10 protein-coding genes are annotated in these 10,902 nt (G+C 75.5%); 1 reads left to right on the top strand and 9 read right to left on the bottom strand.

All coding sequences use genetic code 11. From position 1 onward, the window contains the following. The 4 genes from AB0H81_RS40890 to AB0H81_RS40905 all read right to left on the bottom strand — a co-directional run. The coding region (locus AB0H81_RS40890) for a hypothetical protein (protein WP_358386632.1) at positions 1-320 on the bottom strand (320 nt) is incomplete at its 3' end. Then, positions 317-1,804: a pyridoxal-dependent decarboxylase gene (locus AB0H81_RS40895; protein WP_358386635.1), complete on the bottom strand. Its 1,488-nt coding sequence runs from the start codon at positions 1,802-1,804 to the stop codon at positions 317-319. The genes AB0H81_RS40895 and AB0H81_RS40890, both read right to left, overlap by 4 nt. Before the next feature lie 203 nt (positions 1,805-2,007). Then, positions 2,008-3,420 carry a diaminobutyrate--2-oxoglutarate transaminase family protein gene (locus tag AB0H81_RS40900; protein WP_358386638.1) on the bottom strand — a complete coding sequence of 471 codons (1,413 nt, stop codon included), beginning with the start codon at positions 3,418-3,420 and terminating at the stop codon, positions 2,008-2,010. Between the two features lie 62 nt (positions 3,421-3,482). Next, entirely contained in the window at positions 3,483-4,724 is a 1,242-nt protein-coding gene (locus tag AB0H81_RS40905) for an alanine racemase (RefSeq protein ID WP_358386640.1), read from the bottom strand. Positions 4,725-5,134: 410 nt separating this feature from the next. Here AB0H81_RS40905 and AB0H81_RS40910 point away from each other — a divergent pair, with 410 nt between their 5' ends. After that, entirely contained in the window at positions 5,135-6,397 is a 1,263-nt protein-coding gene (locus AB0H81_RS40910; RefSeq protein ID WP_358386643.1) for a M48 family metallopeptidase, read from the top strand. A 15-nt stretch (positions 6,398-6,412) separates the two neighbouring features. Here the strand turns inward: AB0H81_RS40910 and AB0H81_RS40915 are convergent, their stop codons facing one another. From AB0H81_RS40915 to AB0H81_RS40935, 5 genes are all read right to left on the bottom strand, one after another. After that, positions 6,413-7,078: an alpha/beta hydrolase gene (locus AB0H81_RS40915; protein ID WP_358386646.1), complete on the bottom strand. Its 666-nt coding sequence runs from the start codon at positions 7,076-7,078 to the stop codon at positions 6,413-6,415. A gap of 121 nt (positions 7,079-7,199) precedes the next feature. Continuing rightward, positions 7,200-7,850 carry a LysE family translocator gene (locus tag AB0H81_RS40920; RefSeq protein WP_358386649.1) on the bottom strand — a complete coding sequence of 217 codons (651 nt, stop codon included), beginning with the start codon at positions 7,848-7,850 and terminating at the stop codon, positions 7,200-7,202. Positions 7,851-7,915: 65 nt separating this feature from the next. Next, positions 7,916-8,782: a haloalkane dehalogenase gene (locus AB0H81_RS40925; protein WP_358386652.1), complete on the bottom strand. Its 867-nt coding sequence runs from the start codon at positions 8,780-8,782 to the stop codon at positions 7,916-7,918. Between the two features lie 237 nt (positions 8,783-9,019). Then, positions 9,020-9,715 (bottom strand): response regulator transcription factor, encoded by a 696-nt coding sequence (locus AB0H81_RS40930; protein ID WP_358386655.1) that lies wholly within the window; start codon positions 9,713-9,715, stop codon positions 9,020-9,022. Further along, on the bottom strand, positions 9,712-10,902 hold a 1,191-nt coding region (locus tag AB0H81_RS40935), incomplete at its 5' end, for a sensor histidine kinase (protein ID WP_358386658.1). The genes AB0H81_RS40935 and AB0H81_RS40930, both read right to left, overlap by 4 nt.

Raw genomic sequence — 10,902 nt, forward strand, 5'->3', positions numbered from 1 at the left:
GTCTCCCGCACGACGACCGCCGCGACCAGCGCCACCCCGGCCGCCGCCTCCGGGCCGCCGTGCGCCAGGTACGGCTCGCCGAAGCGGTGCCAGCCGGTCGCGGACCGGTGGCGCACCGGGACGCGCAGCCGTACCCCGGCCGCGGGGAAGTCCAGGACGAGTTCCTCGCCGGCGGCGGGCACCGGGATCGCCAGGTCGCGCACGTACGCCCGCAACAGCGTCTCCGTGGCCGCCGCCTCCCCGGCCCGCGACACGTCGGGATGGTCGAGCGGATCGGCGGCGCCCACCGGAGAGCGCCCGAGAGGTTCGGCGGCGCTCACTGGAGACCCGCCTCCTCGGCCTCGCCCGCCGACGCCACCAGGTGGACCAGCCGCTCGACCTCGGCGGCCGTGGTGTGCGGGTTCAGCAGCGTGAGCTTCAGCCGCACGCGCCCGCCTCCACTGCCGGACGCACGGAGGTCGTCGGCGGGCAGTTCGGTGCGGCCGACCACCGCGAGCCCCTCGCGCAGCAGGCGGCGCCGCAGCGCGGCGTTCACCTCGTCCGCGCGGCCCGGGTCGCGGGGCAGGTAGCGGAACAGGAACGCCGTCAGCACCGGTTCGGCGTGCAGCTCCAGACGCGGGTGGGCGCGCACCGCCGCCGCGCCCGCGCGGGCGAGGTCGTGGCAGGCGTCCACCAGCCGGCCGAGCCCGTCCCTGCCCAGCGTCCGCAACGTGACCGCGACCTTGAACGCGTCGGCCCGGCGCGTGGTGCGCAGCGAGCGGCCCAGCAGGCTCGGGTAGCCGGCCTCCTCGTCGTCGGCCGGGTTGAGGTAGGCGGCGCGCCGGGCCAGCGAGGCGTACGTCTCCTCCCGCCGTACCAGGAACACCCCGGCCGCCGCGGGCTGCCAGCCGAGCTTGTGCCAGTCCAGGGAGATCGAGTCGGCCAGCTCCACCCCCTCGAGAAGCGGCGCGAGCCGGTCCGACAGCAGCGCGCCTCCGCCGTAGGCGGCGTCCACGTGCAGCCACGCGCCGTGCTCGGCGGCCAGGGCCGCGCACTCGGGCAGCGGGTCGATCGCGCCCGTGTCGGTGGTGCCGGCCGTGGCGACGACCGCGACCGGCGGCTCGCCCCGCCGTACGGCGTCACGCAGGGCGCGGGCCAGCGCGGCCGGGTCCATCCGCAGCTCCCGGTCCACGGGGACGGCGACGACCGCCTCCTCGCCGAGCCCGAGCAGGGCGGCGGCCCGGCGCACCGAGAAGTGGGCGGCGGCCGAGGCGAAGATCCTCGGCCGGACCCGCCCGGACAGGCCGCGGAGCTGGACCGGCTCTCCGGTGACCCGCTCCAGCACGCGGTCCCTGGCCAGCATGAGTCCCATCACGTTGGACTCGGTGCCGCCGGAGGTGAGCACGCCGGCGGCCGTGCCCGGATAGCCGGCGAGCCCGGCCAGCTCCCTCAGCAGCAGGGTCTCCAGCTCGGTCGCCGCGGGCGCCTGGTCCCACGAGTCCAGGGACGGGTTCAGCGCGGACACGGCCAGGTCGGCGGCCACGGCGACGGCCAGCGGCGGGCAGTGCAGGTGCGCGGCGCAGGCCGGGTCGGCAGGGTCGGCCCCGCCGTACGCCAGCAGCTCGGTCAGGCGGCCGAGGGCCTCGTCGCCGCGCGCCTCCGCCATGGTGCGGGCGACGTGCGCGGCCAGGGCCTCCGGCGTCCCGGCCGGTACGGGACCGCCACGCCGCGCCGTCCCGGCGGCCAGCCCGTCCAGAACGGCCCGCACCGCCTCCGCCAGCGCCTCGTCGGGCCGCACGGTCGCGAGCGCTCCGTCCGTTCGCACGGACCCCGGCGCCTCGTCCGGTCGTACGGTCGCGAGCGCCCCGGCCGGTCGCGCGGACGCGGGCCCGTCGTCAGGTCTCGGCGCGAGCCCGCCGGGCGGCGCGATCGCGACGTGAGCACCGGCCCGTGCGGCTGACGCCGAAGCACCGGCTCGGGCGGTCGAGTCCTCGGCGGCGTCCTGTGCCGGTTCCCGCAAGGTGTCCGTCATGCGGGCCGTCCCGTCAGGCGGGGGGCCGTCACCGCGGCGATCGCGTCGGCCAGCCGGTCCACGACCGCCTCCGCCTGCTCGTCCGAGATGACCAGCGGCGGCAGCAGCCGCACCGTGGAGTCGTACCGGCCGCCGAGCTCCACGATGAGCCCGCGTTCCAGGCACGCCGCGCGGACCTCGGCCGCCGTGCGCGGCGCCGCCGGGTACGCCCCGCACGCGTCGGGCTCGCCGGCCGGGTCGACCAGCTCGACGCCGAGCATCAGCCCGCGGCCCCGCACGTCGCCGACCACCGGCCGCTCGTCGCGCAGCGCGCCGAGCCGTTCCAGCACCCGGCCGCCGCCCACGGCGGCGCGCCCGGCCAGGCCCTCGCGGGCGACGTGGCGCAGCGTGGCCGTGCCGGCCGCCATGGCCAGCGTGTTGCCGCGGAACGTGCCCGTGTGCGCGCCCGGCAGCCACCCGTCGTAGTCCTCGTGGTAGACGATCACCGCGAGCGGCAGGCTGCCGCCGATCGCCTTGGACAGCACCATGGCGTCCGGCACGATCCCGCTGTGCTCCACCGCCCAGAACGCCCCGGTGCGTCCGACACCGGTCTGCACCTCGTCCACGATCAGCGGGATCTCGCGCTCGGCCGTGATCCGCCGCATCTCGCGCAGCCAGGAGTCGGGCGCCGCGACCGCGCCGCCCTCGCCCTGCACGGCCTCCACGATCATCGCCGCGGGCGGCACCACGCCGCCCGCCGGGTCGTCGAGCAGCCGCTGCGTGTACGCCGCCGACAGCCGCGCCCCCGCCTGCCCGCCCACGCCGAACGGGCAGCGGTACGGGTACGGGTACGGCAGCCGGGTCACGTCGGCCGCGATGCCGGCCACGGGTTGCTTGACCGCGACGTTCGCGGTGGCGGCCAGGGCCCCGAGGGTCATGCCGTGGTAGCCGCCGGTGAAGGCGAGCAGGCCGCGGCGGCCGGTGGCGGTCTGCATGAGCTTCAGCGCCGCCTCCACCGCGTCGGTCCCGGCGGGCCCGCAGAAGTGGATCCGCGCCCGGTCCGCCAGCCCGCGCGGCAGCGTGGCGAACAGCTCCTCCACGAACGCGTCCTTCTCCGGCGTCGCCAGGTCGAGGACGTGCAGCGGGGCACCGCTGTCGAGCGTGCGCCGGATCGCCTCCAGGACCACCGGGTGGTTGTGGCCGAGGGCGAGGGTGCCGGCGCCCGACAGGCAGTCGAGGTAGCGGCGGCCGTCGGCGGCCTCGACCACCATGCCTTCGGCGCGTACCGGGACGATCGGAAAGGACCGGGCGTAGGTGCGGGCGGAGGACTCGCGGTCGCGCTGCCGGCGCAGCACCGCGCCGGCGTCGTGAGGAGCGGCGAAGGAGTCGAGGGCGGAGTCCGGGGCCAGGTCGGCCGGATGCGCGGTCATGGGTCTCCAGGACGTAGGCGGGCAGGAAGGACGCCGGAACGCGGCGGGTGTCACAGCGGGTGTCACAGCAGGTGGCGCTCGGCCACGGGGTGGCCGAGGAAGCGGTGCATGGCGAACTCCCAGCCGTAGGAGCCGGCGTACGGGAAGACGACGATGTCGCCGGCGCGCACCCGGTCCACCCGGACGTCGCGCAGCAGCGTGTCCTCGGGGGTGCACAGCTCGCCGGTGACGGTCACCTCGGTGTCGGACACGGCCGGACGCGGGCAGTCGTCGGGCCAGTCCTCGACGGGCAGCACCGCCATGTTGTGCACGATGTCCCAGGACGTGGGGAGCTGGAAGTGGTTGATGCCGCCGCGGATCAGCACGTACGACGCCCCGTACGACGTTTTCACGTCGATCGCCTCGGCGGCGTACCAGCCGCAGTCGGCGACCAGGTAGCGGCCGGGTTCCAGCAGCACCCTGACGCCCGGCGGTGGCTCCACCTGGGCGGCCAGCTCGCCGAAGCGGGCGACGTCGAACGGCTTCTCGCCCTCGAAGGCCACCCCGATGCCGCCGCCCACGTCCACGAGGCGCAGGTCGACGCCGTGCTCGCGGGCGGTGCGCGTGCTCCACTCCACGCACCAGCGCAGGTACGCGGCGTGGGCGTCGGCGTCGAGGTTGCCGGAGGCGGCGTGCACGTGGAAGCCGACCAGGTCCAGGCCGGGCAGCCGGGCCGCGGCGCGCAGCACGCCGGGCACGTCCGGCTCGGCCACGCCGAACTGCGACGGGACGCCGCCCATCCGCAACGAGCCGGTGACGGGGATCGAGGCGGGGTTGACCCGCAGCGTCACCCGGGCGCGGACGCCCTCGGCGACGGCGATGGAGCTGATCCGGTGCAGCTCCAGCAGGCTCTCGGCGTTGATCGCCTCGACCCGCGCCCGGATGAGGGCGGCCAGGAACGGGGGCGACTTGGCGGGGCCCGCCGCCACGACGGGCGCCGGCGCGGCCGTCGCGGGGCGGGCGTTGAGTGCGAGGTCGAGCTCGGCCCGGGAGGCCACCTCGAACCCGTCCACGTGCGGGGCCAGGGCGGCGACGACGCCGGGGAAGGAGTTGGCCTTGACGGCGTAGTGGACGGCCGCCCAGTCCGGTAACGCGGCCCGCAGCTCGCGGGCGCGCTCGGCGGCCACCTCGCCGTCGTAGACGTAGGCCGACACCGGGGTGCCGGCCGAGGCCAGGTGGAGGAGGAGTCGGCGGAGCCGGGCGGGGAGCACGTCCACCGGGTAGGCGGAGCGCGGCGCGGCGGAAGGCGGGAACTGCACGGACATGAAGCTTCTGCCTCCGAAGTCTTAGGTAAGCCTAACCTAAACTGCGGATCATGGGTTGGCAAGGCCCGACTATTTGATCTACAACGTAAAGGCGCCGCGTACATCAGCCGGACCTTCGTCCGCTCCCAGGAGGCCGCGGCCGCCCATCTGCGCGCCTACTTCGACCAGCCGCTGGAGTTCTCGCGCTACCTGGCCGCCGAGCGGCTCTTCGCCGAGCTGGGCGAGTTCGCCGAACCGAGCGGGCGGTGATCGTCGCCGAGCTGCTGCGGGGCATGGTCGCCCCCTCCGGTCCGGCCGCGCCCGGCACGGTCTCGCCCGGCGGGCGGGGAGCGGAGCCCTGACGGCGGCCCTCCAGGACCTTGATCACGCCCGCGCGCGGCCCCTCCCGAAGCCGTGCCACACTCGCGATCATGTCTTCCCACACCCCCTGCCCCCAGTGCTCTGCCGACATCGTCAGGGACGACCGTTACGCCCTCTGGTGTCCGTCGTGCGAATGGAACCTCACCGGGGAGTTACCCGGCAGACGATCTCTCGGAGCCGTGCTCGCGGACCGGCTCACCGCCGGGCAGCACGCCCACGTCCTGCGCCGCGGCGCCACGCTGGAGGGCGGAGGGCTCTCGCGGGCGGCGGCCATGCTGCTGGCGGCGCTGATCCATCTGGTCACCGCCGGCTGCGTGGTGGCGGCCGTGGCGGTCGTCGTCGCGGTGCCGAACATCGTGGGCCTCTTGTCGGCCGTGCTCCTGCTGGGCGTGGCCTGGCTGATGCGGCCCCGGCTCGGCCGCCTGCCGGCCGATCGTCACCTGCTCGGCCGTGGCCGCGCGCCGCGCCTGTTCGGCCTGCTGGACCGGATCGGCGCCGAAGTGGGGGCGCCGCCGGTCGACGTGGTGTTCGTCTCGGCCGAGCACAACGCCGCGTACGGGCGGATCGGGCTGCGGGGCAGGCGGACCCTCATCCTCGGCGCGCCCCTCTGGGCGGTGCTGGGCCGGCAGGAGAAGGTGGCGCTCCTGGCGCACGAGCTCAGCCACTCCAGCAACGGCGACGTTCGTCAGGGGCGCCTCACCGGGACCGCGATCCGCGCCCTGGCCGAGGTCCACGCGGTCGTCCGGGGGGTGGCGCGCGGCGGCAGGGACACCGCCGAGGTGACGGCGCAGAGCTTCGTCGCGATGGTCTCCCTCGCGCTGGCGGCCCTCATGTGGCTGGCCGGGCTCGTGCTGCGCGTGCTGGGGTTCCTCCTGCTGGCCGTGTCCATGCGCTCGGGGCGGCAGGGGGAGTACGTCGCCGATGAGCGGGCCGCCCGGGTGGCGTCGGCCGAGGCCGCGGCCGGCATGCTGGACCGGCTGGTCACCGCGACCATCGACCTGAACGAGCTGAGCTGGCTGGCCGCCTCGTTCGGCACGTCCGTGTGGACGCGGCTGCCCGAGAAGCACGGCCAGGTGCCGGAGCAGGAGCTGGAGCGGCGGCGCCGGCTGGAGGCCCGGCAGGAGCGGCACGTGTTCGACTCGCACCCGCCGATCGACCTGCGCGTGGAGTTCGTCCGGTCCCTGGGGTACGCGGCGCCCGTCGTGGAGCTGGGTGAGGAGGAGGCGGCGGTGGTCGAGGCGGAGCTGGCGCCGCGCTTCGCCGCCATCGCGACGGACCTCGGCCAGGCGCGGCGGGAGGAGTCCTACGTCTGACCCGGCCGGGCGCGCTCAGGCGGCGTCGAGCAGGATCCTGACCAGCTCGTCGGGGGTGTCGCGCATGAGGTTGTGGCCGCCGGCCAGCGAGTGGACCGTCCATGCCGGGTCCGGCCGCAGCCGGTCGTGGAAGACGGTGGACGGCGACTCGCCGTCCCATCGGGCCGCGTACACGTAGTCCCTGCGGCGCACATGCGAGAGGTCGCCCGTCAGGCGCAGCGGTTGCAGCACCGAGGCGATCGGGTGGGGCGTGGCGCGCGGGTCGAAGAAGGGCAGGGTGCGCACCGCGTAGCCGGTCTCGTCCACGTCCGCGTACCAGCGGCGTTCCTCGTCCCGGACGAGTGACCAGCAGGAGTCGCCGTCGGACGGGACGACCGCGTCGAGGTAGACCAGCGCGCCGGCCCGCCCGGGGGCGCGGCCGGCGGCGCCGGTGATCACCATGCCGCCGTAGCTGTGGCCGACGAGCACGGCGTCCTCGACCCCTTCGGCCTCCAGGAGGGCGGTCACGTCCCGGATGTGGGTGTCGAGGTTCACCCCGCCGGTCAGGAGGTGGCTGCGCTCGGCCACCCCGCTGAGCGTGACCGGGATGACCCGGTGGCCTTGGGCGCGCAGGCGCTCGGTGACGGGGTCGAAGCTCCAGCCGCCGTGACACATGCCGGGGACGAGGACGTACGTGGCCATGGTGCGTGCTTTCTGTCGGGTTCCGGTCTTTCCCTCCCAGGATTCACTGGCGGCGATCAGAAGTCCAAGAGATGATGACGATGCAGGTTAGAAGCGTTCGTTATGAACTGCTGGAGTGCGGTCAGCGGCTCTCGACGGCGACGCGCAGGCCCAGGGCGACGAGGACGGTGCCGCTCACGGCGTCGAGGCGGCGTCGGACGACCGGGCGGCGGAACCACGCGCCCGCGCGTCCCACCACCGCCGCGAGCGAGAGGTAGAGGACCGTCTCCAGGGCGACCTGGAGCAGGGCGAGCAGGGCCGTGGTCGCGAGCAGCGGCCGGTCGTGCGGCACGAACTGCGGATAGAAGGCGATCATGAAGGCGGCGGCCTTGGGGTTGGCGAGCATCACGACGGCGCCCTCCCCGAACGCCTTCCACCAGGACCGGGCGGAGACCACCGGGGGCTCCTCCTCCGGCTGCGCGGCGGCGCCCGTGCGGCGGCTGCGCCACGCGGAGCGCCACGCCTTCACCCCGAGGTAGAGCAGGAAGACGGCGCCGACCACGCGCAGGACGACGAAGGCCACCTCGGAGGCGGCGACGAGGGCGGCCAGGCCGGCCGCGGCGCACAGCGCCCACACGTAGAGGCCGGCTTCGAGGCCGAGAACCGTCGGGACCGCGCCGGACAGCCCGCGCACGGCGGCGCGGCGCAGGATGAGGGCCATCGCGGGGCCCGGCGAGGCCGAGATGAGGACCACGGCGACGACGAAGGCCGGTAGGGAGGAAAGGAGATCCATGACGGGATGATGGCGGCGCGGCGGCCCGCGCCGCAATCGAGATTCCGGAAGATCCGTAAGGGGGGTCAGGCGTCGCCGGCCAGGCCGTGCCGCCGGGCCCAGGCGGTGACGGCCGCGGCGATGGCCTCGGGCCGGTCCTCCGGAGCGTGGTGTCCGGCCGGGCCGCAGTGCTCGACCTCCAGTGCCGCGAACGTGGCCGCGCACCATTCGGCGACGTCCGGGGTGATGAGCAGGGTCGGCGAGGAGTCGAACGTGAGCAGCAGTTTGGGCACGTCGTCGCTCTTGGCCAGCCAGGCGCCGTAGCGCTCGACCCGCTCCGCCACGTCGGCCGGCTCGCCGTCGAGCGGGATCGAACGCGCCCACTGCAGCAGCGGCCGGCGGCTCTCGCGGGTCGGGTACGGCTCGCGGTAGCGCGCGATCTCCTCCTCGGGGAGAGGGGTCAGGACGCCTCCGGTGTACGCGGTGTCGATGAGGAAGTGCCCGTCGAGGACGAGCGCCTCTCCCTCGGGTCCGCGGATGGCCCGGCCCCTCGCCCTCGGGCCCTCGCCCAGCTCGCTCCAGGAGAAGGTCTTGACGATGGTCTCGAGGAACGCGATCCCGCGCACCCGCTCGGGGTGGCGTCCGGCCCAGTCGAAGGCGAGGGCGCCGCCCCAGTCGTGCCCGACCAGGATGACGTCGTCCAGGCCCAGGGCGTCGAACCAGGCGTCGAGGTAACGGGCGTGGTCGGCGAAGGTGTAGGCGATGTCCGGCTTGCCGGAGCGGCCCATGCCGATCAGGTCGGGGGCGAGCAGCCGGCCGGGCACGCCGATCGCGGGCATCACCTCGCGCCACAGGCGGGAGGAGCCGGGGTTGCCGTGGAGGAAGACGATCGGGGCGCCGGCGCCCGTCTCCTCGTAGAACAGGGTCGAGTCGAGTACGTCGATGACCGGCATGGGAGGTCCCTCGCAAATCGTTTGCGCTACTAACGTTTATGTCGCTAACGAAAATACATCGTTAGTGCGACTAACGCAATGGGTGGGATCGGCCCGTGACGGACCTGGTCTCCGTCATCAACGAGCTGTCCGCGCGCGGCCGGGTGGAGCGCGCCGCCGACCCCGCCGACCGCCGCCGCGACGTCGTCGCGCAGCTCACCCGCGTCCTCGACCACGACGTGCCGCGGGTGCGGGGGTCTACGACGTGCCGCGGGCGCCGGGCACCACGAGGCCCGTCTCGTACGCGGCCACGACCGCCTGCGTCCGGTCGCGCAGCCCGAGCTTGCCCAGGACCCGGCTCACGTGCGTCTTCACCGTCTCCTCCGTGACCGTCAGCCGGGCGGCGATCTCGGGATTGGACAGGCCCTCGGCGATGAGCCGCAGCACCTGCGTCTCGCGCGGGGTGAGCGCGGCCAGCGCCGCCGCGGCCGCGGGGGAGGGGCCGGGCCGGAGGCGCGCGAACTCGCCGATCAGCCGCCGCGTCACCCCCGGCGCCAGCAGCGCCTCGCCCGCCGCGATCACCCGTACCGCGTCGAACAGCCGCTCCGCGGTGACGTCCTTCAGCAGGAACCCGCTGGCACCGGCGCGCAGCGCGTCGTAGACGTACTCGTCGAGGTCGAACGTCGTCAGGATGAGCACCCGCGGCCCCTCGCCGGGCCCGGCGGCCAGGCGGCGGGTGGCCTCGATGCCGTCCATGCCGGGCATGCGCACGTCCATGAGCACGACGTCGGGGCTCAGGTCGCGGCAGACCCGGACGGCCTGCGCGCCGTCGACGCCGGTGCCCACGACCTCGAAGTCGGGCTGGGTGGCCAGCAGCTCGGCGAAACCGGTACGGACGACGAGATGGTCGTCGACGACGACGATCCGCACGACGGGGGAGGACGCGCCCGTCATACGCCCTCCCGCCCCGCCGGGCCCGGCTCCGCGCCCTCGCGCGTGGACTCGCCGGGGGCCGTGCCGGGGAGGGTGGCTTCGATCAGGAAGCCGCCGCCGGGCGCGGGGCCGGTGGTGAGCCGCCCGCCCACCGCGGCCGCGCGCTCCCGCATCCCCGCCAGCCCGTGCCCCGCCTGGCGGTCCCGCATCCCCACCGGCGCGTGCCCGGCGTGCGCGGGCAGGGAGGGGCCGGGGCCGTTGTCGCGGACGCGCACCCGCAGCACCTCACCCGTGTAGTGGAGCTCCACGTCCACGGCGGCCCCCGGGGCGTGCCGGCGGGCGTTGGTGAGCGCCTCCTGGATGATCCGGTACGCCGCCAGCTCCACGCCCGGATCCAGCCGGACGGGACGGCCCCGCACGATGAGGCGTGTGCCCGTGCCCGAGGCGTCGCGGGCCTCGTCGAGCAGCTCGTTCAGCTCACCGAGTCCCAGCCCGGGCTGCGGTGCGCGGATGCCGGGGTCGGCGCCCGCGTCCTCGCGCAGCACGCCGAGCAGCCGCCGCATCTCGGTCAGCGCGGCGCGGGCGGTGTCGCCGATGGCCGCCAGCCGCTCCGCGCCCGCGGGCGGCATGCCGGGCGTGGCCAGCCGCGCCGTCTCGGCCTGCACGGCCACCATCGAGATGTGGTGGGCCACCACGTCGTGCAGCTCGCGGGCGATCCGCGCCCGTTCGCCCCGGGCGGCGTGCTCCAGCAGGCCCTCGGTGGCGACCCGGCTGGCCGCCGCGCTCTCGCGCGCCTCACCCTGGGCCCGCCGCGCCACACCGGCGAGCGCCGCGGCCGGGGCCAGCGAGGCGAGCACCAGTGTGAGCAGCCGCGGCTCGCCGTCGGCCTGGCCCATCAGGGCCAGTAACGGGAACGGCACCGCCGACGCGACGGCCACCTCCCGCGGCCCGGCCCGGCCGAGGCGGTATCCGGTGACGAGCTGCGCGAGAGCGCCGGCCACGGTCAACGTCTGGAACGCGGTCAGCGACAGCACGCCCGCCGCCGTGACGGTCAGCCCGGCCGCCACCGGCTGCCGCCACAGCACCGGCATCGGCAGCGTCGTGGCCAGCGCCAGCAGGGCGGACACCACGAGGAACACCGGACGGCCGGCGGTCAGCGCCGCACGCGGGTCCACGGCACGCGCCACCGCCTCCACCAGCGCGGCGCC

The organism is Nonomuraea sp. NPDC050691 (genome assembly GCF_040654455.1).
In the GTDB taxonomy this organism is placed as follows: Bacteria; Actinomycetota; Actinomycetes; order Streptosporangiales; family Streptosporangiaceae; genus Nonomuraea.

Coding starts and splice junctions, on each gene's coding strand:
- AB0H81_RS40910 (WP_358386643.1), top strand. CDS start 5,135: ATGTCTTCCCACACCCCCTGCCCCCAGTGCTCTGCCGACATCGTCAGG.
- AB0H81_RS40900 (WP_358386638.1), bottom strand. CDS start 3,420: ATGACCGCGCATCCGGCCGACCTGGCCCCGGACTCCGCCCTCGACTCC.
- AB0H81_RS40930 (WP_358386655.1), bottom strand. CDS start 9,715: ATGACGGGCGCGTCCTCCCCCGTCGTGCGGATCGTCGTCGTCGACGAC.
- AB0H81_RS40905 (WP_358386640.1), bottom strand. CDS start 4,724: ATGTCCGTGCAGTTCCCGCCTTCCGCCGCGCCGCGCTCCGCCTACCCG.
- AB0H81_RS40915 (WP_358386646.1), bottom strand. CDS start 7,078: ATGGCCACGTACGTCCTCGTCCCCGGCATGTGTCACGGCGGCTGGAGC.
- AB0H81_RS40925 (WP_358386652.1), bottom strand. CDS start 8,782: ATGCCGGTCATCGACGTACTCGACTCGACCCTGTTCTACGAGGAGACG.
- AB0H81_RS40920 (WP_358386649.1), bottom strand. CDS start 7,850: ATGGATCTCCTTTCCTCCCTACCGGCCTTCGTCGTCGCCGTGGTCCTC.